Origin of the sequence: Chelativorans sp. Marseille-P2723, from assembly GCF_902809845.1 — a bacterium.
In the GTDB taxonomy this organism is placed as follows: Bacteria; Pseudomonadota; Alphaproteobacteria; order Rhizobiales; family Rhizobiaceae; genus Chelativorans.
On sequence record NZ_CADDWI010000007.1, the window covers coordinates 246,949 to 270,258 of the forward strand.

The window sequence follows — 23,310 nt, forward strand, 5'->3', positions numbered from 1 at the left end:
AGCGCTCCATCTGCCGAACGTGGAAGTTCAACCACTGTTACGAGGGAGACCTAATATGGCCTTTGAACTGCCGGACCTGCCTTACGATTACGAGGCATTGCAGCCATACATGTCGCGGGAGACGCTGGAGTACCACCACGACAAGCACCACAAGGCCTATGTGGACACCGGGAACAAGCTGGCGGCCGAGGCCGGGATGGACAGTCTGTCCGTCGAGGAGGTTGTCAAGCAATCCTACGGAAAGAACCAGGCTCTCTTCAATAACGCCGGGCAGCACTACAACCACATCCATTTCTGGAACTGGATGAAGAAGGGCGGCGGTGGAAAGAACCTGCCCGGCGCCCTCCAGACCGCTATTGACAGCGATCTGGGAGGTTATGACAAGTTTCGCGCCGACTTCATCAACGCGGGCGTGACACAGTTCGGCTCCGGCTGGGCTTGGCTTGCCTTCAAGGACGGCAAGCTGGAGATCATGAAGACGCCCAATGGCGAGAACCCGCTCGTCCATGGCGGAATCCCGATTCTCGGCGTCGATGTGTGGGAACATTCCTATTACATCGATTACCGAAACGCCCGGCCGAAGTATCTGGAAGCTTTTGTCGACAACCTGATCAACTGGGACTATGTCCTGGAGTGCTATGAGAAGGCGCGCGGTTGACGGCGTCGCTTAAGTGACGGAACTTCGTTTCGATCCAGAAGACCCGGCTCCGGCCGGGTTTTTTATTGCCCGTTTCATAGCTGATAGGAACCGGGCTGATAGGAACCGGGCTGATAGGAACCGGGCTGATAGGAACCGGCCGGCCACGAAATAGTATTTCTACGCCTCGCTTCTTCACGCAACCGTGATTGGAGAGCTTCAGATTGTTAGAGGGGCTGCGATAAACGGAAGGTTATGGTGGGAAGGGGATGATTTCGGGAGGACGTCATATGAAAAGGCTTTTGATAACACTTTCCGTCGTCCTGCTGTCGTGTGCTGCTGCCTCGGCACAGGAGGACCCGGTAGCCGTGCGCAAGGCGTTGATGCAGGCAAATGCCGCTTCGGCAGGAGCGGCGTCCGCGATGATGCGGGGAGAGATGGACTACAATCCCGCCGTCGCATTGGCTGCGCTCGCCACATTCCGCGCGGTTTCCTTGTCCGTCGGCAGTTTTTTCCCGGAAGGTTCCGACTCCGGAGAGACAAGGGCATCTCCACGAATCTGGGAGGACATGGCGGGCTTCCAGCAGGAAATTGCTGATTTCCAGGCCGATGCGGCAGCGGCAAGAGAGGCCGCAGGCCGCGAGGGTCCAGCCGATCTCGCCGCCTTCCAATCGATGGTGGAGCCGGTTCTGGCTCATTGCAACAGTTGCCACGAGACCTACCGGACCGAGAATTAGAAGCGTCGGACCAGAATCGGAATCCGCTTCCCCGAATGGCGATCCTTGTGCCGGAAGCGGGTCGTCCGGGAGTCCGCTTAAACTGCGCAAGCGACCTGAAGAGCGCGCTTCGGCTCAGGTGGAAATGGAGCATTCTGCCCCTTGAAAGGCAGTCCGGCCAAAATAGACTTGGTAAATTTATGAATTGACTGGAGCCGCTTGCCGACTCCGGTCAAATTGTGTGCGGACTTCTGGAGAACTGCATGAGAAAAATCGTAATCTGCATTTCCACTCTGTTGTTTTCAGCTTCGGTCTTTTCCGTTTCGGCGGCAGCGGAGATTGAAGATCCGGTTGCCGTACGCAAGGCGCTGATGCAGGCTGTGGCCGCTTCAGCAGGCACATCGAGCGCCATGCTCAGGGGCAATCGTGAATACGACATGGCGGTGGCAAAAGCCGCCATCGCGACGTTCCACGCTAGCGCCAAGGCCCTCAGCAGCTTTTTTCCCGAAAACTCTCATACAGGCGGAACCACGGCGGCTCCCACCATCTGGAAGGACCCAGAAGCTTTCGGATCGGCTGTCGCCAAGTTCCGGGCCGCTGCCGCTACCGCCGTTGACCTTGCCGGGCACGACGGGCCGGCTGACCTGGAAGCTTTCCGACAAGCGGTGACGCCGGTGCTCGGCAACTGCAGCAGTTGCCATCAAAGCTTCCGTGTGCAGAACTGACGATCCATGTTGCGCAAGCTCCTGTTTCTTACCGCCGCGTTGGTCGCGGCGGCAGGCCTCGTGTTCTGGCTGCTCACCATGCCCAGACCACTGGACGAAAGTGTCCTGGCGGGCACGGAGCCGGGAGATCCTGTCCGCGGCGAGCGAATGTATTTTGCCGGCGGCTGCGCCTCCTGCCATGCGAGCCCTGAAGCCGAGGGCGTTGAGGGCGAGCTTGGAGGCGGGCTTGTGTTGACAACCGACTTCGGTGCCTTCGTGGCGCCGAACATTTCCCCTCATCCACAAGACGGGATAGGAGACTGGAGCGAGATGGATTTCGCGAATGCGATGCTCCGGGGGATTTCGCCGGAAGGCAATCATTACTATCCAGCCTATCCTTATACTTCCTATGCGCGGATGGAGGTGCAGGACGTGCGCGACATCTTCGCCTACCTGAAGTCTCTTCCTCCGGTCGAAGGGCGCGCGGACAGTCACAAGATCGCCTTCCCCTTTACTTTGCGGCGCGGAATAGGCCTTTGGAAACGCCTATATCTCAGTGCGGAACCGGTGGTGACGTTCCCGGAAGGAACGCCGGAAAACGTGCTGCGCGGGCGCTACCTTGTCGAGGGTCCCGGACATTGCGGCGAATGCCATACACCGCGCAACTTCATCGGCGGTCTTAAGCTAGGCCAATGGCTGGAAGGCGGCCCCGCAGCAGAGGGCGAAGGGCGAGTGCCCGGCATAACGCCGGATGAAGACGGTATCGGCTTCTGGTCGGAAGGCGACATCGCCTATTTTCTGGAGAGCGGCTTTACGCCGGATTTCGATTCGGTCGGGGGCGCCATGGTTGCCGTGCAAAAAAACATGGCTCGATTGCCGGCCGAGGACCGCGAGTCTATCGCCGCATATCTGAAGGCGATCGGGCAATAGCGGAATTCCAGGAAAGCAGATCCGGTTTTGGGCGTTCTGAGGAAAGCAGAATCCACCCCAGGATCAGGAAAACGGGAGCAGGCGAATGGCTGCTCCCGCATCGCTATTCCTGTTTTCCAGCTGCCTTAATCATGAAGGCATAGCTGAGGGCCGTTTCCTCCAGCCGCGAAAAGCGGCCGGATGCTCCCGCATGGCCCGCGTCTAGGTTTACCTTGAGCATGATAGGGCTTTCGCTCGTGTTGAAGTCACGCAGCCGCGCCACCCATTTGGCCGGCTCCCAATAGGTAACGCGCGGATCCGTGAGGCCTGCGAGCGCAAGGATGGCCGGATAAGCCTGCTCGCGCACATTGTCATAGGGCGAGTAGCTGGCGATAGTTTCGAAATCCTCCTTGCTGGTGATGGGGTTGCCCCATTCCGGCCATTCCGGCGGAGTGAGCGGCAACGTCTCATCCAGCATGGTGTTGAGAACATCCACGAAGGGAACCGCGGCGACGATGGCGCAAAAGTCCTGAGGGGCCATATTGGCGACGGCGCCCATCAACAGGCCGCCGGCCGATCCGCCTTCGGCGACCAGACGGTCGGGACTGGTGTAGCCTTCCGCCACCAGATGGCGCGCACAGGCAATGAAATCCATGAAGGTGTTGACCTTCTTCTCCCGCTTTCCGTCCTCATACCAGAGCTGCCCCTTGTCCTTGCCACCGCGGATGTGAGCGATGGCGTAGACGAAGCCACGGTCCACCAATGACAGCGGATTGGTGCGGAAAGAGGCCGGGATCGTGATGCCGTAAGCCCCGTAGCCATAAAGCAGACACGGGGCCGAGCCATCGAGCTTCATTCCCCGGCGGTGGACAAGGGAAATGGGCACAAGCTCGCCATCGGGCGCAGGAGCCATCAGACGGCGCGTGACGTAGTCTTCGGGATTATGGCCTGAAGGCACTTCCTGTGTCTTCAAAAGAACGCGTTCGCGCGTACGCATGTTGTAATCGAATTCGCGCGCCGGCGTCGTCATGGACGAATAGGTGAAACGGAAGACTTCCGTATCGTATTCATAGGCGCCGCCGAGGCCGAGGGAATAGGCCTCTTCCTCGAAGGCGATTATATGCTCCTGGCCGCTGTCGCGCTCGCGCACCACGATGCGCGGCAGGCCGTCCTTCCGTTCAAGGCGAACGAGGAAATCCCGGAAGGCCACGATGTCGAGAATAAGCCGACCCGGCTCGTGCGGCACGAGCTCGCGCCAGTGGTCGCGTGATGGTGCGGATACAGGCGCGGTCATGATCTTGTAGTCCTTAGCGCCGTCCGCGTTGGTGAGGATGAAGAACTCTTCTCCTGCCGGCTCCAGATCGTATTTGAGGCCGGCCTGCCTTGCGGCAACCAACCGTGGCTCGGCAAGCGGATCATTGGCAGGAAGGATCCGGTATTCGCTGGTTTCGTGGTCGTGGATGCTGATGAAGATCCAGTCGTCGAGGCGGCTGCCGAAAACATTCATAAAGAAGCCGGGATCGGCCTCTTCGTAGATAAGCCTGTCCTTTTCCTGTTCCTCACCCAGAACGTGAAAGAAGATCCTCGACGGCCGGTGATTTTCGTCCAAAAGGGCGTAGTAGAAGCCGCTGCGGTCGGCGTTGAAGGTTGCCGAGGCGCTGGCGCTTTGGACACGGTCCTGAAGATCGCGGCCGCTGGTCAGGTCACGCACGCGAAGCGTGTAGAGCTCCGACCCCTTGTCGTCAAAGCTCCACAGAAGAAGACCATGATCGCTGGAGTGCTGCGCAGTTCCTATGTGAAAGTAGCTTTTTCCCTCAGCTTCCCGGTCGCCATCGAGAAGCACCTCTTCCCCGCCGCCTTCCCGTGGCGTGCGGAAGAAGCGCGGATGCTCGCCGCCTTCGCGATAGGCGACGCCATAGGCGAAGGCGCCGTCCTTCATCGGCACGGAGCTATCGTCCTCCTTGATGCGGCCCTTCATCTCCGCAAAGAGCTGCTTCTGCAGTTGCTTGGTGTCTGCCATCAACTGTTCGTGATAAGCATTTTCCGCTTCCAGATGGCTGCGGATGTCCTCGGCAAGGAGGGAAGGGTCCCGCAGGACCTCCTGCCAATTCTCGGCGCGAAGCCAACCATATTCATCCACACGGGTAATGCCGTGATGCGTGCTGTACTGCGGCCTCTTCAGCGCCTCGGGCGCGGAAAGGGAAGGAAAGGGGGCGTTACCCATGAATACGTCGTCTCCTCAATGATGCTGATCAAAAGGGGAACGCCATGCCGCATCACAATGCGGCAGACGCTGCAAGCCGTATCAATACGAACTCGCCTTGGAAGTTTCAGCGCTCCTCGAACTTCAGCGCATGCCCGTTCATGCAGTAACGCAGTCCGGTGGGTTCCGGTCCGTCATTGAACAGGTGACCGAGATGCGAATCGCAATCGGCACAGCGCACCTCCGTGCGTGTCATGAGAAAGGAACGATCTTCGTGCAGTGTGATCGCTTCCTGGTCAACAGGGGCGTAGAAGCTCGGCCAGCCCGTGCCCGAGTCGTATTTCGTATCTGAAAGAAAGAGCGGCCGGCCGCAGGCCACACAACGATAAAGCCCTTCACGCTTACTGTCCCAGTGTGGGCCGGTAAATGCTCGTTCCGTACCGGCCTCCCTGGTGACATGGTATTGCTCCGGGGTGAGCTGGCTACGCCATTCCTCTTCGGATTTCCGTATCTTTGGCTCTTTGTGATTCGTCATAATTGTTCTCCGTATGCTGCATCACTTATTTAGGAATTTCTCCACGGGATTTGCAGCCTTCCTTCCGGTTCTACTTGCTCGCGCGGATATGAGCGTTTATGTCACGGCTTCATTCAAGGGGCCTTGGGACACAAACCTCAAACCTGGGGCGTTAATCTGACAGGTAATGCTGATGGCTGCTGACGGGCAATGGCTGACCTTTCTTGTGCTCATCCTGCCATTTCTCGCAGCCGTCGCTGCACCGGTCGCCACCCGGTCGCTGGGCCACAACGCGGCTTGGCCGCTTGCCGCTTTTCCCGCATTCGCCTTCTATCACTTCGCCGGATTTCTTCCGGCTGTTTCCGGGGGCGTCGCCGTCAGCGGCGGCTATTCCTGGATTCCATCGCTCGACGCTGACTTCTCCTGGTACATAGACGGCCTGTCACTCACCTTCGCTTTGCTGATCTCCGGCATCGGCACCCTGATCGTGCTTTATACGGGCGGCTATCTGAAGGGCCATCCGCAGCTTGGCCGCTTCTTCTCCTTCATATTTCTATTTATGGGAGCGATGCAGGGACTCGTGGTTGCGGATTCATTCCTAACGCTCTTTGTGTTTTGGGAACTGACCTCAATCGCCTCCTTCCTGCTGATCGGCTTCGATCACAAACGAGAGGCAGCCCGCCGTGCGGCCCTACAGGCACTAATTGTTACGGCCGCCGGGGGGCTTTCACTGCTGGCAGGCCTTATCGTCATCAGGCAGGCGACCGGACTGAACTCCCTGTCGGAGCTTCTAAGCGCGGGAGCAGTCCTGCGCGAATCGCCGCTCTATCTTGCCGCGCTTCTGCTCGTGCTCGGTGGAGCCTTCACCAAATCGGCGCAGTTTCCGTTCCACTCCTGGCTTCCCAACGCGATGGAGGCGCCAACACCGGTCTCCGCCTATCTTCATTCCGCCACTATGGTGAAGGCTGGTGTCTATCTTCTCATGCGGCTCAACCCGGTAATGGGAGATACGGGGCCGTGGGAAACGCTGCTGCCAATAGTCGGTGCTGCAACCCTGCTAACAGGAGCGCTTCTGGCGGTACGGCAAACTGATCTTAAGCTGATGCTGGCTTATAGCACCGTGGCTTCGCTTGGCCTTCTGGTGATGCTGACCGGTTTCGGATCGGAGATTGCGGTTGAGGCAGCGGTGCTCTACCTCGTCGCCCATTCCATGTTCAAGGGCGCGCTTTTCATGGTCACCGGCATCATTGATCAAGAAACGGGCGCCCGCGACGTTACAAGGCTCAGCGGCATCGGCCGAGCCATGCCGATCACCTTTGCAGCAGCCCTTCTGGCAGCCCTGTCGATGGGCGGCCTTCCGCCGCTTTTTGGCTTTCTCGCGAAGGAAGAGATCTATGCCGCTCTGACGATAGGGGGAGTCTGGCCGTTCGTCCTGCTGCTCGTCGCTATCGCTGGCAATGCACTGATGTTCGCGATTGGCTTTGCCGTAGGCTTGAGGCCGTTCATAGGTGCGGCTGCCGATACACCCAGGACGCCACATGAAGGGCATGTGCTTCTCTGGCTCGGGCCGGTGGTGCTTGCCGCCAGCGGATTGCTGACGGCGCTGTTCTCGGGCGTAAGCCATGCCCTTCTGTCGAGCCCCATGGCCACTGCCGTTGCGGGGGAGCCGCTTGACATTTCCATCTCGGTCATCCCCCATCCGGGACTGCCGCTTCTCCTTTCCATCGTCACCATCGCACTGGGCGTGGTCTTCTATCTTGGGTTGGACAGGGGGCGTGCGATGATGAAGGCGATGCTGGAGGCCATAGGCTGGGGGCCGGATCGCGGCTTCGACCAGCTTGTGCGCGGCACAATCCGCCTTTCGGCTGCCGTGACCGGGTTCGTGCAGAACGGCCGCCTTGAGGTTTATATGTCCGTGACCTTCATCGTCCTTGCGGCAGCCCTGCTCGTGCCGATGATCGGCTTCGCGGAACTGCCGCAGATGCCATCCTTCGAGGGAATGCGCATTTATGAGGCAGGCGTTCTTGCGGTCGCGCTGGTTGGCCTGGGGGCGGTGCTTTATGCACGCAGCCGGCTGGCCGCCATCGCTTCGCTCGGCATTCAAGGATTCGCCGTTGCGGTCCTGTTCATGCTTTTTGGCGCGGCCGATCTTTCCTTCACCCAGTTCATGGTGGAGACGTTGACGGTGGTCATACTCGCGCTGGTGATGACGCGGCTGAAACTTTCGCCTGCCGACCGCCGGCCATCACGCCGGAGGGTGTTTGATGTTTCCGTCGCCAGCCTGTGCGGTCTCGGACTAGCCCTTATCCTGCTGCGGGTTGTGCAGATGCCCTTCGATCCTGCCCTCAGCACCTTTTTTGCGGAGAACGCGCGGGTGATCGCGCATGGGCGCAACATCGTGAACGTCATCATCGTGGATTTCCGCGGCTTGGATACGCTCGGGGAGATCGCAGTCGTGATGATCGCCGGACTTGCCATCCTGGCGCTGATCCGGGTGCGCGCTGGCAAAATGGCAACGCGCAAGGCTGAGGAGGCGCTGACATGCAGACGCTGATCTTCCGCACGGTCGCACCTTATCTGACAAGCCTGATGGTGCTTTTCTCGGTTTTCGTGCTTCTACGTGGGCACAATGAACCGGGTGGCGGATTTATCGGCGGGCTGATCGCGGCCTCTGCCTTTGCGATATACGCGATTGCATGTGGCGTGGAGCCGGTGCGGCGGGCGCTTTATTTCCACCCGCTGGCCATTTCGGGCTCCGGCCTCATGATTTCCGCACTTTCCGGCCTCATCTCCCTGTTTTTCGGGGTGCCGTTCCTGACCGGCCAGTGGACGGTGATTCATGTCCTGGGAGTGCCGGTCGACATTTCAACAGTGCTTTTCTTCGATATCGGCGTGTATCTCGTCGTGGTCGGATCGATCACATCGATTGCGCTTGGACTCGAAGAAAGGGAGCATGATTGATGGAAGCGAACCTTGCGATAACGGTTGGCATATTCTACGCCGTCTCGATCTACCTGATGCTTTCAAAACACATCATCCGCATCCTGCTTGGCGTCGCGATTTTCTCAAACGGGGTGAACCTGACACTTTTCACCGCCGGCAGGATCACGAGGGAGGTGCCGCCGATCATTCCGGTTGGCCTCGATATGCCCGATGTGCTGACGGCCAACCCGCTGCCGCAGGCGCTCATCCTCACAGCTATCGTCATTTCCTTCTCGCTCTTTGCTTTCTTGCTCGTCCTTGCATTCCGCTCCTACCAGGAACTGGGCACCGACAACACGGAAGGAATGCGCATTGCCGAGCCGGAAGGGGAAGAACTCCCCCCGCTGGGATATTGAGGGCGAAGATGGCGGTTGGAACAGCAGAGACGGTCGATCTTTCCGGAGCAATGGTACTGGCGCCCGCCCCGCTGGCGGACTGGGTGGTCGTGGCGCCGGTAGCCATTCCGATCATCTTCGGCGCATTCCTGCTCATGATCCGACATGAAACGCGGCTTCATGCGACGATTGCCATTGTGGGACTTTTGACGACGCTTGCATTCAATGCGGCGCTTCTGGCGCGTGTGCTCGATCAGGGGCCAGTCGTGATGACGATGGGCGGCTGGCTGCCTCCATTCGGCATTTCCTTCGCAGCGGACGCGCTTGGGGCATCGTTTTCGTTCGCTGCAACGCTGGTCGCCGTGGTTGGCGCCGTCTATGCGATTACCGATATAGGATCAGTGGGCAGGCGCTACGGCTTCTACCCCTTCATGATGCTGATGATGGCGGGCGTAGGCGGCTCGTTCCTGACCGGCGACATCTTCAACCTTTATGTCTGGTTCGAGGTCTTCCTCATATCTTCCTTCGGGATGCTGGTTCTGGGGTCGGAACGTCCGCAACTCGACGGGACGATGAAATACGCCATCCTCAACCTGATCGGCACCACCTTTTTCCTCATTGCCACGGCGTTGCTCTATGGCGCATTCGGCACGCTCAACATGGCCGATATCGTGCGCAAGGCGGATGGTCTTCGAGGCACGGCGCCGCTCATGACGCTGGCAGTTTTCTACCTGCTCGCCTTCGGGATGAAGGCTGCGGCTTTTCCGGTCCATTTCTGGCTGCCGGCCTCCTACCACACCCCCCGCATCGTCACCGCGGCACTTTTCGGCGGTGTCCTGACGAAAGTTGGCGTCTACGCGCTGCTGCGCACGGAGGTGATGCTTTTCTCGCCGGAACGCGAAGTTCTTTCGGGGCTGATTGGCTGGGTCGCGGCAGCGACGATGATCGTCGGGATAATGGGTGCGCTTGCGCAAACGGATATCAGGCGCGTGCTTGGCTTTGTCGTCATCTCCGGTGTCGGTGTGATGCTCGCCGGGCTGGCTCTCGGCACCATGGAGGGAGTCGCCGGGACCGTCTTCTATGCCTTCCATTCGATGGTCGTGATGTCTGCGCTCTACCTTTTGGCAGGCGTCATGAACGGAATTGGGGGGACCTATACGCTGAGGACGCTTTCGGGCCTTTATGCAAGCCATCCGCTGGTCGCCGTCTTCGCGTTTCTGCTGATGCTATCTGTCGCGGGGTTGCCCCCCGCCTCCGGGCTATGGCCCAAGATCATGCTGGTTGAAGCGTCGATTGAGGCGGGTTCGCCCTGGCTTGCCTTCGCCATTCTTGCAACCGGCCTGCTCACCACTCTGGCGCTCGGCAGGGTCTTTCTCCTCGCCATCTGGCGACCAGCGATAGAAAAAGCGGTGCCTTCACCAACCTCTCCGACAATCGGGTATGTGGCTCTTGGCGCTCTTGCAGTGCCGACATTGCTTATGGGACTTTACCCCGAACCCTTCATCTCTGTTGCGGAACACGCAGCGGCGGGACTTCTTGATGCCTCCGTCTATATCGGGTCGGTGTTCCCGGAAGGGGTAGTGCCATGATGCTGATCAATATACTGCTGGCGCTTACTTGGGCTCTCGTCACCGCTTCGTTCACCGTTCCCAACCTCCTGCTGGGATTTCTACTCGGTGCCGGCGCACTTTATCTCATCCGGGGGCAGGTAGGCTCGCCCGGCTATTTCAGCCGCGGCAAGAAGATCGTCGCCCTTACCCTCCTGTTCCTTTACGAACTCGTGATGTCGGCGGTTCGCGTGGCTATCGTTGTGCTGTCGCCGCGCATGCAGATCAAGCCGGGAATCTTTGCCTATCCGCTCAAGGTCGAACGGGATTTCGAGATCACGCTTCTGGCCAACATGATCACGCTTACGCCGGGCACGCTCTCGGTGGATGTCTCGGAGGATAGGAAGATGCTCTATGTGCATGCCCTCGACTGCTCTGACCCGGATCAACTGCGGCAGGACATTGCAGAAGGTTTCGAGCGCCGCATCATGGAGGCCTTCGAATGACCGTTGCACAAGGTTTTCTCGCATTTTCCGGAAACGCGGCGCTTGCAATACTGAGCCTGTCCTTCCTTCTTTCGGTGGTGCGCGTCGTGCTTGGGCCCACTTTGCCGGATCGTGTGGTCGGCCTCGATATGCTTGTGATGATAGCAATCGGCTTTATTGCAGTTATCGGCATCCGCACCGGCTACACGCTTTATCTAGACATTGCGATCGCACTCGGCCTTGTGGGCTTTCTTGCCACCGTCGCATTTGCCCGCTTCATCATGAGCCGGCGTTACAAGGACGAATTCGTCTCCAGGGACCCGCTGGGGATCTACAAAGGAAAGCGTGATGATTGAGTTCCTGCAGGACGTCATCATAGGAGCGTTGATGCTCGTCGGCTCCCTGTTCGCCCTCGTTGCAGCCATGGGCGTTCTGCGCCTTCCTGATCTTTATACCCGGATGCATGCTGCATCGAAGGCAGGAACTCTTGGCTCAGGCGTGCTGCTGCTTGCGCTTGCACTGTTCGCTGAGGACCAGGCGATTATCATGCGGGCCATTGCCGCGATCGTATTCCTGCTTCTCACCGCGCCGATTTCGGCACATCTTCTTGCGAAGTCTGCCTACGGTGCCGGTTATAGGCTCTGGCCCGGTTCAGTTCATGACGAAATGGCGGATGAGACAATGCAAAAGAAGGCATAGCGCCGCGGAGATCCGGCCCGATGCGATCTGACGGTTCAAGGCTTCATCGAAGCAAGAGAATTTGATTCGCCGGGCTTCTAAAGCAGCCGCCTTCCATTCTTCTTAAGCAGCAGACATCTGACATGGCGTAGTTACTTCATCGAATGTGGAAGTAAATATAATGAATATATTAATTGCCGTTCTTAAAAAAAATTGTGTTGACTGAATGTATCGCGCGGTGAATATCCCCGCCCAATATGACAGTGACACGTAAGAAGACTATATGACGGTGTTGCGTGCTGAAGCTTCACCTAAATAAGGGGCAAGAATCAACCGCCGATATCGGGGCAAGGTAATGGAAATGGATGAACAACTAGGAAAAAACACCGAAACGCTTATCGAGCTGACGGCGGATGTTGTTGCTGCCTATGTAAGCAACAACCCGGTGCCGGCCACCGAGCTTCCAAATTTGATTGCTGATGTGCATGCAGCACTCGGCCGGGTGACACAGAGCGGCGAGCAAGTGCCTGTTGAAAAGCAGAAGCCAGCGGTCAACCCGAAGCGCTCGGTTCACGACGACTACATCATCTGTCTTGAAGACGGTAAGAAGTTCAAGTCGCTGAAGCGTCACCTCATGACTCACTATGGGCTGACGCCGGAACAGTATCGCGAGAAATGGGGTCTTGATCCCAGCTATCCGATGGTGGCGCCGAGCTACGCTGCTGCCCGCTCAGCGCTTGCCAAGAAGATGGGGCTCGGCCGAAAGCGCAAGACGGCTGGCACCAAGTGACGACCGTCACGCCCGGACAGTTCCTAAAAAGCGGCGCGCGAGTGCCGCTTTTTGCTATCCACGGCCGAATGCGCTCTGCTCCATTGATCAGTGCTTGATCGTCAGACCGCCTGCTCGCTTCGTTCTCGTGAGGACGAGCGGTTGCCTCTATTGACTGTCTGAGCGCCTCAAGCGGTCATAAGCCTGTTTGAGAGCGATGTGGCGGTTGATGTCGTAGCTCCAATGCCGGCGTATGCCCTTAAGCCGTTCACGTTCGATCAGGCGCGCGAGCCTCATGCAAATGGCGGCTCGTTCCGTGCCTGTGGTCTTTAAGGCAGTTGCAAGGTCGATACCGGATACAAGAAAGAAGGCGGCTTGCTGCCTTGCTTCGATGATCTCCCTGCCCTTTTTCGAGCGGAACGCCTCCGCTTCGGATCTGAACAACCCCATGTCGATCTCCAACTGTTTGGGTCGAGATTGACGCCGCGGTGCCGGGTGGGGACAGATTCGGGCCGGAAAAATGTTCATTGTAGCCAAAGAACTAACGATTTTAGATAGTTAGAACTCTTTCCCTGAATTTTTTGTTCGCGTTATGTTCACGTCCAGGAGATGGCAGGCTATAGAGAATATATTCCTCTAATCGGAAGGGATGTGTTCCGTGCAGTCGACCGCCGTAGCCAAGATTCAGAGTGAGGAAGGGGAGGAGATCATCCCTGCTTCCACGAGCGTGCGAAAGCTCAGTCCCGTAAATGATGAAAGGATCGCGGATATATGTGAATGCGTGATGGATATTGTGGCCGCCCTTTTTAACGTCAGTGGAAAGGAGTTGCGGCGGCCTGATCGCTCCTCCACGAGCGTTGCCCGGGTACGGCAGATCGGCATGTATGTGGCGCATGTGACGCTGGGGCTCAACATGACAGAGATAGGGCGCGGTTTCGGGCGAGACAGAACCACCGTTCAGCACGCCTGCCATCTAATCGAGGATCTGCGGGACGACGAGGATTTTGATCGTATCGTTCACATGACCGAGCAGGTCACTGCGGCTGCGTTTCGCCATAGGGGGATTGCACGTTGAAAAGGCAAGAAGCGGGCGCAATGCGTATGAAAAAGGAGAGTTTGCGTGTGTTACGCTTCCTTTCCAGAGGGACCGCGGAGGGGCAGACAGGTGGGAAGGAAGGCATGGTGCTGCTCGACGGGGCAGATCGGGGTACGATATCTGTGACCGCCGCAACCCTTTCCATGCTTTTGCGACAGCGCATTGTTCTTTGTCGCGGGAAACGGTTTCTCTTGTCAGAGGAAGGTTTTGCCCTGGCAAAGCGCAGCAGTGGAGGCGAGCATGCTTTCAGGTGCCAGCATCAGGAGCTTTCCCAGATAAGCATAAGTACGGAAGCTAGAGAGCAGACGGCCTGGGCGAATCTTGGCGAATCGCCCCTGGCGCTGCTTGCTCGAAGGCGCACGAAGAAAGGTGTACCGTTCCTTTCTGAAAGCGAGTTCCAAGCAGGTGAAAGGCTTCGGTCGGATTACACGCGCGCGCAGATTATTCCTCGGCTGGGCGTCAACTGGAGCAGCGCGATCTCGAACTCCCGCCGCAGGAGCGGTGAAAACGGAATTGCGGAACTCACGGATGCTGCACTGGCAGCGCGTGATCGGGTAGACCAAGCCTTGAAAGCGGTGGGACCGGAACTGGCCGGAATTCTTGTCGATGTATGCTGCTTTTTGAAAGGGTTGGAGCGGGTCGAACTGGAGCGCGGCTGGCCGGTTCGTTCGGCAAAGGTGGTGCTCAAAACGGCTTTGTCAGCCTTGAGCCGCCATTATGAGCCTCAGGCCTTGAGCCGCAGCCAGACCATCCTGCATTGGGGCGCGGAAGACTATCGGCCGAGGATGTAGCCGAGAAAAAACGGCACCAACCGATACCCCGTGGCGGTACAGGAAAGCAGTGCCTCATGACGCTACAGCGTCCCAAAGCGCCCGTCCCTGCGGCAGGCAAGGGCAAGCAGTTGGCCAGTTTTTCAGGGCAAGCTCTTGTTTTTGTAGTTCTGGCCGGAATGCAGCTAGGCAGCGCTGGCCGAACCGCTTGCCTCGTCCTTGATCCGCTGCACCATGGCACGCAGGCCGTTTGCACGTTGCGGCGTCAGATGCTCATCCAGGCCGAGCGAGTGCATCGTTTCCTCTGCGTCGATTGCGAGGATTGTGCTCGCCCGCTTGCCGCTGAACAAGGCCAGTATGATGGCGACGAGACCGCGCACGATATGGGCATCTGAATCGCCGCGGAAAACGAGTATCGGGTCAGCGCCTTCACCAAACTCGGTTAAGAGCCAAACCTGGCTGACGCAGCCGCGTACCTTGTGCCGCTCATTGCGCGCAGATTCGGGATACTCCGGAAGACTGTTTCCCAGCTCGATAATGTAACGATAACGATCCTCCCAATCGTCCAGGAAGGCGAAATCGTCGCGTATGGTCTCAATGTCGATCATGCCTCGCATATAGTCATTTGACCGCGGGACGTCACGGAAAATCACCCTCGGGGAACGCTCTCACGGACCGTTTTATCAAAACGGCGGATTTTGATCCATCTGGCGGCGTGCTTCAAACGCGCTGCCTTCCGATTGATCCATGACAGCGCGCATGCTGGCGAGCACCTGCGAGGCAATTGCGGTGAAGGTGGTCTTCGCAGCCTCGCACAGGTTGGCTTCTCCTTCGCAGACCTGCGCGAACGTATCCCGGTTCAGAGACAAGCCGGAATCTTGGCCCTGCGGCGTCGTCTCCACTTGGGGTGCGGTGAAGAATGCGAGGAGGGTTATGGCGAGTGTAAGCCCAATGGTGCTGCGAATTAGGAAGTCCATTATTCCTTCTCTGCCACGTCTGCCCCATGGATAAGGCTCCAGAAAGGTGCAGATTTCGCTAAGCTGAAACCCAAAGCGCCGAAAAGGTGATTATACGGCCGTTCGGTTGGATCGAAGACGTCTTGGCAGCTAGCTTTCGGCTGGCAGGTTGCCGGAACTGCCTTCTCTTCGACAGCCCTTGAAACCTGGAAAGAGGCTGCAGGCGACGTTCTGTTAACCATGGCAGCATTCCTCTTGAGCACAACATGCCGGTTAACACCTTTTGACTGTGCTGCGCGTGTCTCAGCAGCGCGCGCTTATCCATTCCTTAAAGGGTGGATGCGAATTTCGGGTCCAGACCAGAGCCCGCCACGCGGATACGGCAGAGCGCGTCGAGTGAGTAGAATAAAGCCCATATTGTTAGAATGCTCCGAGCGTATCAGCGCCACCTGCAAGCGTCTGATCCATCCATCCGTGCGTGACAATGGAGAGCGCGAGCGTCAGCTTCGGCTGATGGGCGTGCTTTTGGCCGGTTCGGTGTTCGCTGCGCTGGCGGTACTGCAACCAGGAATTCAGAATTTCGGCGGAGCAGGCACTGTCGTCGTCGTCGCCATGGCATTCGGGGTGGGGCTTCTGTCGCCGATCACATTGATGGGGACGGGGAAACGGGCTATCGCAGAAGCCATGTCACTGATCCTGGGGGCGGGAGCAGCCGCGCTGCTCATTGCTGCCGCTGGAGGACCAGCCTCGCCCATGGCGATCATGGCCGCAGCCCTCGCCCTGGAAGCAGGCTGGGTGGCGCGGACGCGCCGTGCCGCCGGCTGGAGTCTTTGTGCAATGGCGGCGGCGCTCCTTTCTGCTGCGATGCTGAAGGACATGGTCATTCCCAATGCCAAGGTCTCGGCATGGCACTGGCTGGTGCCGGCAGCCTATGCCGCCACGCTGGCTGCCCGCCTTTGGTCGGCACTGGGTGGGAGCGAACAAGACTCTGAAGAGCCTGCCACGGCGGTGGAGGATCTGATCGAGGCAGTGATCCTTCGTCTCTTGCCGACGGGCGAGGTCGTCAAAGTCTCCGCGAAGGCGGAGGCGCTGCTTGGTGTTGCACCGGAAATGCTGCTTGGCAACGGGCTGTTCGAACGCGTACAGGTGGCGGATCGGGTGGAATGGCTGTCCGCTCTGACGGATTTGCGAGAAGGTGCGAAGGCAAGGACCCTGCGTGTGCGGCTGCGCGTTCCCCTTGAATCCGGCCTTGGTGCGGGGTCCAACTACGCGCCCTTTATCTGCGAGCTTTTTTCGCCCGCGCACCCGGAAGGCTTCGTGGCGGTGCTGCGCGCGGATTTCGCTGCAGCCGACATTGAGGCCGCACTTGCGCAGGCGAGCGCCGCGGCCGCCGCTGCCGAGGAAGCTGTGCTTGCGCGAGACAAACTTCTTGCATCTGTAAGCCATGAACTGCGTACGCCGCTGAATGCCATTGTAGGTTTCTCTGAGGTGCTGGACAGCGAGATGTTCGGCTCTCTGGCGAACCAAAGGCAACGTGAATATGTCCGCCTCATATATGAGGCGGGCGGGCACCTGCTGTCGGTTGTGAATGCAGTGCTCGATGCCTCTAAGCTGCAATCCAATTACAAGCCGCAGACGGAAACGTTCCGTTTTGACGAAGCGGTTCGATTGTGCATAGCGATGACTGCCCAGCAAGCACAGGCAAAATCGTTGAGGCTTGAGGCAGACATTTCCGAAGAGATCGGCGATATAAGCTGCGACCGCCGGATCTTGCAGCAGGTCTTGATCAATCTCCTTTCGAACGCGGTGAAGTTCTCGCCTTCGGGAGAAGTGAAGGTAACGGCGCGGCGCGATGGAGACCGGCTTGACTTCACGGTGAGCGACACGGGAATAGGTATCTCCGCTGACGACCTGAAGGGGCTGGGCAAGCCGTTCCGGCAGGTGCAGGGGGATCATTCCCATGAGGGAATGGGATTGGGCCTGGCATTAGTGAAGGGGCTTGTGCGTCTTCACGGCGGGGGAGTGAGCATCGAAAGCACGCCGGGGGAAGGCACGCGGGTTCATGTGTCCCTGCCGGTGGGAGGACTTGAGCGGCAAGAAGAGGATGAAGGGAGGGCCGCGGCAATAACTGGAGCGAACTGGAATGGCGGGTGGAACCATGAAACGGAACGCAAGACGGCATGATCGCAGCAAGAGCCGCTGGAGGTTGTTGCACGCTGCGGCTTCCGTTATTGGCGATGCCATTGGGCGCAATCCCGTAGCTGTCGGTGGGACGACCGCTTTTTTGGTGTCGCTGGCCTTCGTCTCGGCGAACGCCTTATTCTATCAGCCGCAAACACATCCGAGCGCATTCGTCGTCACGCGCGGTTCCTTGACAAAAACGCAAGCCACTCCATCGGCGGCTTTACCTGACGACCACCCCCTGCCAAGCGCTGCACCCGAAAGGCAAAGCCATTGGACGGTAACGGATGAGCAGGCAATTCCTCTCCCGACAAACGAAGCCACGGGATCGGTTCCACCTGCCGCTCAGCTAGTACGCATTGACGAAGGCACGATCCGCGCCGTTCAGAAGACGCTTGCGGATCTGGGGCTATATCCTGGACCTATCGACGGAATGACTGGTCCGCAGACAGATGCCGCAATCCAGAGTTACCGGCGAATTGTCGGCCTTGAAGCAGGGAACAGGATCGATGGGGCGCTGTTGCGGCAACTCGGCCTGAACGAATTTCTCTCTCCTGCGGCGGATTCAACTGCGGAAAGAAGAAAAGACCGGGCAAACCGCTCCGATAGCGGAATGCAGATGGCTTCCAATCGCGGCGATGTAAGGATCCAGCGCGTTCAGGCAGGATTGAAGGCTTTTGGAAATGACGGCATCGATGTCGATGGCGTGATGGGCGAAAAGACGCGCAAAGCCATCCAGGAGTTCCAGTCTCTTTTCGGCCTGCCTGTCACTGGCCAGCCTGATGAGGCGCTATACTCCAAGATGCAGGAAATCGGGTTGATCAGATAGCGTTCGGCCGCAACGCCTATTAAATCGCGGAGCATCTTCGCTATGCGCGTTACAAGCGACCTGTGGGTCTCGGCGCTGATCAAGAGAATCTTCAGCGATGGCGGTTTTGCCGCCATCCGCCGCAGAGGCGCTCACTCTGCCGGCGCGATCTTCGTCATCCGCAGGACACGCCTTGGCGAGTTTGAACTCTACGGTCCGGCTCCACAGACCAGCTATGACGAAGAACGACCTTCGGAACGCCGGTTCGATCTTGTTCTTGCAACGATGGATGAGGCTGAGATCGAAAAACGTCTCACGGCTGAGTCAAGGTTTGACCCTGACCTGTGGGTGGTGGAAATCGAAACGTCGGGCGAAATTTCCGCCTATCTTTCCACCACAGACGGAAGCGCTGCGTGATTCAATGCAGGAAATTTTGCATTTTCCTCGCGCCATTCTGCTACCTTCCTCAAGGCCGTTGCCAGGTCAATCGACTCATAGCGGTCGAGGAAGTTCTTGATTGCGGAGCGGTGCGTCACCTGAGCTGGAAACTTCAAGGCGGTCAGCAGAAATGCCTCTTCAGGGGTCAGTTCCATCGCCCTAAGACCCACAAGCAATTGGGAATAGGTCGTACCGGATGCAAGATTGCGGGCACATTCGGGCGGAAGGCGAAGGGCGCTTGCAAGCGCCGCTGTAAAGCGTGAGCCTTCGCTTGCAAGCGCAGACTCCCGCAAGGCAATGAATTTGTCGCGGGTGGTGAGGCGGGCGGAGACCGTTGCCTCATTCACATCCGCGTCGCTTTTCTCATGCTCCTCCTGCATGAGCTTCCGCAAGCGGCGCCTGATCTCATCAAGCGAGCCATCTTCCTGTTGAACCGGCGCTTCGGCTCCCAAGGCCTCCTGCGCCGTCTCTGCTCGCGCTACGAGCGCCCGAATAAGCGTCGCAATAACCGGATTCAGCCCGTTGCGGCGTGCGATAATGCGGGCATGGCCAAGGCCATGCTTCGAAATAAGTGCAATCAGGTCCACATCGCTGAGGGCGCGCGAGCGAAGAAGAAGGGGAGCAGAAATCTCCACCGGCTCGTCGCAAAGGCGCCGCAGCAGGCGGGGCGGCGCAGGAGCCGCATCGCAAAGAACGGCAGCAGCAAAACGGCGCGCCTCGGAGGGAACGGCGTCGAAGAGGCCAATCGCGAGATCGTCTAGCTGTGCAGTCTCATAGCTGGTTGGGCGGTCCAGCGTGCAATAGGCAGACAGTGCCGCGCGAAAGACATGCTCGCAATTGCGCAGCCCCTGCCCAAACGAAATGTGCCTGAAGTCGGTGTCTGACACCTTGGCAATACCCGACGCTGAATCCCAAGGAGCCGGGCGAGGAGCCGGCCCGACGCTGCCTCAACTTAGAGGGAATGCGTTAGCGAGCTGTTAACCGCAAAATTAAGCATGGCGTTCACCATGATGGCGCAGTGCAACGACTGGATTAATCATGATCCTTCATGCGCAGCGATAAATTCCGGAGCAGCGACGCGCACTCGACGATGGAAATCAAGACTAGCCGGTGGCAGGGGCAAGAGGTTGCTTGGTACAGTTGAGACTGTCAAGAAAGGCATCTGCCTCACCTGACCATGTTTCATCAGGTACGAATACCCGCACGACCGCTATTGCCTGTTGGACCGCCGCCTCCACAAAGATCGATCGCTCCAATTGACTTGCAGGCTGCTGGCGCAATTGACGCATCTGTTCCGGGTTAACCACGACGAAATCCAGCACCCTGTTGTTTGCGGCGCGATCGCTGATGCTGAAGACGTTGAGACCGTTGCTGTCGAAAACGGACATGGACCAGAAGGGGACGGAACCTTCGCTGCGGATCCGCAAGCCCGAATCGGCCAGATCAAAACGGCAGGCTGCCTCCAGGATGAAAGGACCCGCGAGCGCCGACATGTTTCCGCCGAAGATCGAGCTGTCCAGGCGAGTGGTGACATATGGGGGGGTGATGGCGGAAAGGCGTGACCAGATATCTCGTTCCGAGAAGCCGGGCAACAGCAGGAGGATTACGATATGAACGATGCCTGCACTGACGATCCCGAGAGCCAATGCATAAAGGAGCCTAAGCATCGCAGCTAACTCGCGTAATGTCGGGCAGGGTGAGATGCCCGATAGGAAGATCAGCGGATACCGGTGTGTCGAACAGTGTAAGATGCAGCCTCATCTGGCCTTCGCCGTTGGTGGCCAGCCAGTTGCCGGGCGAGGGATGGGGCGAAACAGTGATGGTGTAAGCATTGCCGGGGCCTCGTATGGCCATGAGCGAATGGAGAGCCGGCTGCCGACGCGCGAAAGGTGGCAAGAGCATGCCCGAAGGATTTGCGGCATAAAGCGTCCAGAAGCGCGCTAACGGTACCTGGCCTTCAATCCGATAGGTGCACTTGCGGTTGAGCGGTGCGCCGGCAGAATCACGGGAGGCGCTGAAGGCAATGCCCTCTGCCCGGCCGAGTGGAACGCCACCTTCGCGGACAAAGCGCGCGCGCGTATAAGGGTCGGCATCAGGCGTTCCGGCCCTGGGTGTCGCCGACCAAGGGCCTTCGCCGAAGGTTCCCACTCCTGTCGTGCTCTCCATGAGAAGCAATACGCTGCCAGCGCCGCCACCGATTGCCAGGGAAAGAATGAGCAGGGTGAGCGAAATGGTCTTCAGCATGGTCCCGAGCGATTGCAGGTCGATATACTCGGTAGTCCACCCGGCATCAGCGGCGCAAGCACTCGTTCACTCCTGCTGGGGTTATTCAAAGCTTCAAAGTGCCGACAGGGCGGCAGCCTCACCCGGCTTGCGAAGGGACGGCGCGGCGCGGAAGCGCTCTGCCATGGCCTCCAACATGCGCCGGGTGGCAACAGGCATGGCCTGGACCCCGCGCCTGCCGCCCAGGGCTGGGCCAGCGGCGCTGTTCCCGCTCGATGCGGCCACCAGTTTGTTCCCGTCCGGTAATGGGTTCTCAATTCCGGGAATAGGCCGTAATTCGATGTTCTGATGGGCGTAGGTCATGAACCTTTGCCACACCATTGCCGGAAGGGAGCCGCCTGTCATACGGCGGCTTGGATGATAATCGTCGTTGCCGAGCCAGACGGCGGCCACATAGTTGCCGGTAAAGCCAACATACCAGGCGTCCCGATAGGCCTGGGTAGTGCCTGTCTTGCCGGCGGAGCGAATGCCCTGAAGTGCCGCGCGCCTGCCGGTGCCGCTCTCCGGCACTAGTACCAGCATGGAGTTCATTGCCGCGGCGGCTTTTTGTGACAGCACTCGCTTGGGTGGAGGCGCATCGCGGGAGTGGTCGTAGATGATGGTGCCGGAGTGGGTCTGCAAGTGAACGATACCGTGCCGCGTTCCGGCATAACCGCCATTGGCGAATACGCTATACCCCGTCGCCTGGTCCATTACTGTCATGCCCGAGGTACCCAGAACCATAGTCTTGTGGCCATTCAGCTCCGATTCCACGCCCATTTCGGCAACGAGTTCCTGGATGGCTTCGATGCCGATGTGATCGCGAGCCAGCCGAACGGGAATCGTGTTGTAGGACCTCGCAAGTGCTGTCGCAAGCGATACGGTGCCTGCATAGCTGCGCCCGTAATTCTTGGGCGACCAGCCACCCCAGTTGATCGGTGCGTCCGGAATACGCGACTGTGGCGTGAAGCCCGCTTCTACGGCGGCGGCGAAGACATAGGGCTTGAAGGAGGAGCCTGGCTGGCGCTGTGCGCGCGTGGCACGGTTGAACTGGCTCTGGCCATAGTCGCGACCGCCGACGATCGCGCGAACGGCTCCATTGGTTTCCAGCACCACGACGGCGCCTTCCTCCACATTATAGTCCTTGCCGTACTGCCTGAGGTGAAACTCCATCGACTCTTCCACCGCATCTTGAAGGTCCGGATCGAAGGTCGTGCGTGCAATCAGCGAATGTGAGGCGCCTTCTGGCACGATCTTCTTCACTTCCTCGAAGGCCCAGTCGAGGAAGTAATCGGGGCTTTCACGCTGGTCCCTGTCGACAACAGCGGCGGGATTGAGCCGGGCAGACAGTACCTGCCCTTCGGTCATGAAGCCAGACTGGACAAGGTTGGAGAGCACCTCGTTCGCACGTGCACGCGCCGCAGGCAGGTTGATGTGGGGCGCGTAGCGGGCCGGTGCCTTGAAGAGGCCGGCGATCATGGCGGCTTCGGCGAGAGTGAGATCCTTGACCTGCTTGTTGAAGTAGAAATCGGCGGCTGCCGCGATTCCGAATGTGCCGCCTCCCAGATAGGCGCGGTCGAGATAGAACTGCAGGATCTCACGCTTGGAAAGGTTCGCCTCCAGCCACAATGCGAGGAAGGCCTCTTTGATCTTGCGCTCCACTGTCCGCTCGTTCGACAGGAAGACGTTCTTTGCGAGTTGCTGCGTGATGGTCGAACCGCCCTGTACGATGGTGTTGGCGCGCATGTTCTCGGTAAGCGCCCGGAAGAGGCCGACAATGTCGATGCCGAAATGGTCGAAGAAGCGCCGGTCTTCCGTGGCCAGCACCGCCTCGATCACATGGTCAGGCATTTCCTCGACCGGGACGGAATCGCGCTGCCGGATGCCCCGTTGTCCGATCTCGTTGCCGTAGCGATCCAGAAAGGTGACAGCGTAATCATCCTGGGCGCGCCAGTCTCCCGCAGTTTCCACAAATGCAGGGGTGGCAAGTGCCAGCATGACCACAGAGCCGGCGGCCATCATCGTGGTAGCTTCGCCTGCCATCTCCACGATCGCTCTTTGCAGGCCGAAAACACGGAAGCGGCGAAAAAAGACGGTGAGGTTTTCCCAGAACTCGGAAGCCTTGAAGCCGGCTTCGTAGAGCGTGGAGTCAATCCAAGCGTCGATGTCGAGGAATCTTGTCGCCCTCGGGATTTTTTGTTTTCTCGGGCGGCGCTTTTGGATCATGTCAGAGCGTCCGGCATCCTCGTTTGGAGTTCCTGCTTTTCATCTGTCGCCTAAACGCAGCACGGCAAGATTCGCTCACATTATGTGAAGGAAT

At 58.7% G+C, this 23,310-nt stretch carries 26 protein-coding genes; 17 read left to right on the plus strand and 9 right to left on the minus strand.

Features of this window, described 5'->3' with window-relative positions; translation table 11 throughout:
• Positions 1 to 55 precede the first annotated feature (55 nt).
• From HUS57_RS01215 to HUS57_RS01230, 4 genes are all read left to right on the plus strand, one after another.
• Complete coding sequence (locus HUS57_RS01215; RefSeq protein ID WP_173931103.1) at positions 56 to 658, plus strand: superoxide dismutase; 603 nt, start codon at positions 56 to 58, stop codon at positions 656 to 658.
• Positions 659 to 927: 269 nt separating this feature from the next.
• Positions 928 to 1,374, plus strand: a complete 447-nt coding sequence (locus HUS57_RS01220; protein ID WP_173931104.1) for a cytochrome c — start codon at positions 928 to 930, stop codon at positions 1,372 to 1,374.
• A gap of 242 nt (positions 1,375 to 1,616) precedes the next feature.
• On the plus strand, positions 1,617 to 2,078 hold the full coding sequence (locus HUS57_RS01225; protein ID WP_173931105.1) for a cytochrome c: 462 nt from the start codon (positions 1,617 to 1,619) through the stop codon (positions 2,076 to 2,078).
• A gap of 6 nt (positions 2,079 to 2,084) precedes the next feature.
• The gene (locus tag HUS57_RS01230) at positions 2,085 to 2,987 is read left to right on the plus strand and encodes a cytochrome c (protein ID WP_173931106.1); all 903 of its coding nucleotides are present in this window, start codon (positions 2,085 to 2,087) and stop codon (positions 2,985 to 2,987) included.
• A gap of 103 nt (positions 2,988 to 3,090) precedes the next feature.
• Here the strand turns inward: HUS57_RS01230 and HUS57_RS01235 are convergent, their stop codons facing one another.
• Together HUS57_RS01235 and msrB are read right to left on the minus strand one after the other, a co-directional pair.
• Positions 3,091 to 5,190 carry a S9 family peptidase gene (locus tag HUS57_RS01235; RefSeq protein ID WP_173931107.1) on the minus strand — a complete coding sequence of 700 codons (2,100 nt, stop codon included), beginning with the start codon at positions 5,188 to 5,190 and terminating at the stop codon, positions 3,091 to 3,093.
• Between the two features lie 106 nt (positions 5,191 to 5,296).
• Positions 5,297 to 5,704, minus strand: a complete 408-nt coding sequence (msrB, locus tag HUS57_RS01240) for a peptide-methionine (R)-S-oxide reductase MsrB (RefSeq protein WP_173931108.1) — start codon at positions 5,702 to 5,704, stop codon at positions 5,297 to 5,299.
• Positions 5,705 to 5,876: 172 nt separating this feature from the next.
• On the opposite strand from msrB, the gene HUS57_RS01245 reads away from it, so the two are divergent.
• The 8 genes from HUS57_RS01245 to HUS57_RS01280 all read left to right on the plus strand — a co-directional run bounded on the left by HUS57_RS01245 (position 5,877) and on the right by HUS57_RS01280 (position 12,500).
• Complete coding sequence (locus HUS57_RS01245; RefSeq protein ID WP_173931109.1) at positions 5,877 to 8,237, plus strand: putative monovalent cation/H+ antiporter subunit A; 2,361 nt, start codon at positions 5,877 to 5,879, stop codon at positions 8,235 to 8,237.
• Positions 8,225 to 8,644 (plus strand): Na+/H+ antiporter subunit B, encoded by a 420-nt coding sequence (locus tag HUS57_RS01250; protein ID WP_173931110.1) that lies wholly within the window; start codon positions 8,225 to 8,227, stop codon positions 8,642 to 8,644. The genes HUS57_RS01245 and HUS57_RS01250 overlap by 13 nt, the downstream gene beginning before the upstream one ends.
• Complete coding sequence (locus HUS57_RS01255) at positions 8,644 to 9,021, plus strand: Na+/H+ antiporter subunit C (RefSeq protein WP_173931111.1); 378 nt, start codon at positions 8,644 to 8,646, stop codon at positions 9,019 to 9,021. Before HUS57_RS01250 ends, HUS57_RS01255 begins: the two co-directional genes overlap by 1 nt.
• A gap of 8 nt (positions 9,022 to 9,029) precedes the next feature.
• A complete protein-coding gene (locus tag HUS57_RS01260) occupies positions 9,030 to 10,589 on the plus strand; it encodes a Na+/H+ antiporter subunit D (RefSeq protein WP_173931112.1) in 1,560 nt (519 codons plus the stop codon).
• A complete protein-coding gene (locus HUS57_RS01265; protein WP_173931113.1) occupies positions 10,586 to 11,053 on the plus strand; it encodes a Na+/H+ antiporter subunit E in 468 nt (155 codons plus the stop codon). The genes HUS57_RS01260 and HUS57_RS01265 overlap by 4 nt, the downstream gene beginning before the upstream one ends.
• The gene (locus HUS57_RS01270; protein WP_173931114.1) at positions 11,050 to 11,388 is read left to right on the plus strand and encodes a cation:proton antiporter; all 339 of its coding nucleotides are present in this window, start codon (positions 11,050 to 11,052) and stop codon (positions 11,386 to 11,388) included. Before HUS57_RS01265 ends, HUS57_RS01270 begins: the two co-directional genes overlap by 4 nt.
• The gene (gene mnhG, locus HUS57_RS01275) at positions 11,381 to 11,731 is read left to right on the plus strand and encodes a monovalent cation/H(+) antiporter subunit G (RefSeq protein WP_173931115.1); all 351 of its coding nucleotides are present in this window, start codon (positions 11,381 to 11,383) and stop codon (positions 11,729 to 11,731) included. Before HUS57_RS01270 ends, mnhG begins: the two co-directional genes overlap by 8 nt.
• A 334-nt stretch (positions 11,732 to 12,065) precedes the next feature.
• A complete protein-coding gene (locus HUS57_RS01280) occupies positions 12,066 to 12,500 on the plus strand; it encodes a MucR family transcriptional regulator (protein ID WP_173931116.1) in 435 nt (144 codons plus the stop codon).
• A 147-nt stretch (positions 12,501 to 12,647) separates the two neighbouring features.
• On the opposite strand, the gene HUS57_RS01285 is transcribed toward HUS57_RS01280, so the two are convergent.
• Positions 12,648 to 12,929 carry a cytoplasmic protein gene (locus tag HUS57_RS01285; protein ID WP_173931117.1) on the minus strand — a complete coding sequence of 94 codons (282 nt, stop codon included), beginning with the start codon at positions 12,927 to 12,929 and terminating at the stop codon, positions 12,648 to 12,650.
• Between the two features lie 208 nt (positions 12,930 to 13,137).
• Here HUS57_RS01285 and HUS57_RS01290 point away from each other — a divergent pair, with 208 nt between their 5' ends.
• Both HUS57_RS01290 and HUS57_RS01295 read left to right on the plus strand, forming a co-directional pair.
• Entirely contained in the window at positions 13,138 to 13,554 is a 417-nt protein-coding gene (locus HUS57_RS01290) for a helix-turn-helix domain-containing protein (RefSeq protein WP_246727682.1), read from the plus strand.
• Between the two features lie 47 nt (positions 13,555 to 13,601).
• Positions 13,602 to 14,366, plus strand: a complete 765-nt coding sequence (locus tag HUS57_RS01295) for a DUF6456 domain-containing protein (protein WP_246727683.1) — start codon at positions 13,602 to 13,604, stop codon at positions 14,364 to 14,366.
• A gap of 164 nt (positions 14,367 to 14,530) precedes the next feature.
• Here HUS57_RS01295 and HUS57_RS01300 read toward each other — a convergent pair whose 3' ends face one another.
• Together HUS57_RS01300 and HUS57_RS01305 are read right to left on the minus strand one after the other, a co-directional pair.
• Positions 14,531 to 14,953, minus strand: a complete 423-nt coding sequence (locus HUS57_RS01300; protein WP_173931120.1) for a SufE family protein — start codon at positions 14,951 to 14,953, stop codon at positions 14,531 to 14,533.
• 75 nt (positions 14,954 to 15,028) lie between these two features.
• Positions 15,029 to 15,322: a hypothetical protein gene (locus tag HUS57_RS01305; RefSeq protein WP_173931121.1), complete on the minus strand. Its 294-nt coding sequence runs from the start codon at positions 15,320 to 15,322 to the stop codon at positions 15,029 to 15,031.
• 375 nt (positions 15,323 to 15,697) lie between these two features.
• On the opposite strand from HUS57_RS01305, the gene HUS57_RS01310 reads away from it, so the two are divergent.
• The 3 genes from HUS57_RS01310 to HUS57_RS01320 are packed head-to-tail and all read left to right on the plus strand — an operon-like array spanning position 15,698 to position 18,707.
• Positions 15,698 to 17,485, plus strand: a complete 1,788-nt coding sequence (locus HUS57_RS01310) for a PAS domain-containing sensor histidine kinase (RefSeq protein ID WP_173931122.1) — start codon at positions 15,698 to 15,700, stop codon at positions 17,483 to 17,485.
• Positions 17,460 to 18,311, plus strand: coding sequence for a peptidoglycan-binding protein (locus tag HUS57_RS01315; RefSeq protein WP_173931123.1), 852 nt, complete (start codon positions 17,460 to 17,462; stop codon positions 18,309 to 18,311). The genes HUS57_RS01310 and HUS57_RS01315 overlap by 26 nt, the downstream gene beginning before the upstream one ends.
• 42 nt (positions 18,312 to 18,353) lie before the next feature.
• Positions 18,354 to 18,707 carry a DUF1491 family protein gene (locus HUS57_RS01320; RefSeq protein ID WP_173931124.1) on the plus strand — a complete coding sequence of 118 codons (354 nt, stop codon included), beginning with the start codon at positions 18,354 to 18,356 and terminating at the stop codon, positions 18,705 to 18,707.
• Here the strand turns inward: HUS57_RS01320 and HUS57_RS01325 are convergent.
• The 4 genes from HUS57_RS01325 to HUS57_RS01340 all read right to left on the minus strand — a co-directional run bounded on the left by HUS57_RS01325 (position 18,674) and on the right by HUS57_RS01340 (position 23,216).
• Entirely contained in the window at positions 18,674 to 19,615 is a 942-nt protein-coding gene (locus tag HUS57_RS01325) for a hypothetical protein (protein ID WP_173931125.1), read from the minus strand. The two genes, HUS57_RS01320 and HUS57_RS01325, sit on opposite strands and share 34 nt — an antisense overlap.
• A 216-nt stretch (positions 19,616 to 19,831) precedes the next feature.
• Positions 19,832 to 20,395: a DUF1254 domain-containing protein gene (locus tag HUS57_RS01330; protein ID WP_173931126.1), complete on the minus strand. Its 564-nt coding sequence runs from the start codon at positions 20,393 to 20,395 to the stop codon at positions 19,832 to 19,834.
• Positions 20,388 to 20,972 carry a DUF1214 domain-containing protein gene (locus HUS57_RS01335; RefSeq protein WP_173931127.1) on the minus strand — a complete coding sequence of 195 codons (585 nt, stop codon included), beginning with the start codon at positions 20,970 to 20,972 and terminating at the stop codon, positions 20,388 to 20,390. The genes HUS57_RS01330 and HUS57_RS01335 overlap by 8 nt, the downstream gene beginning before the upstream one ends.
• A gap of 93 nt (positions 20,973 to 21,065) precedes the next feature.
• Complete coding sequence (locus HUS57_RS01340) at positions 21,066 to 23,216, minus strand: penicillin-binding protein 1A (protein WP_173931128.1); 2,151 nt, start codon at positions 23,214 to 23,216, stop codon at positions 21,066 to 21,068.
• Positions 23,217 to 23,310 lie beyond the last annotated feature (94 nt).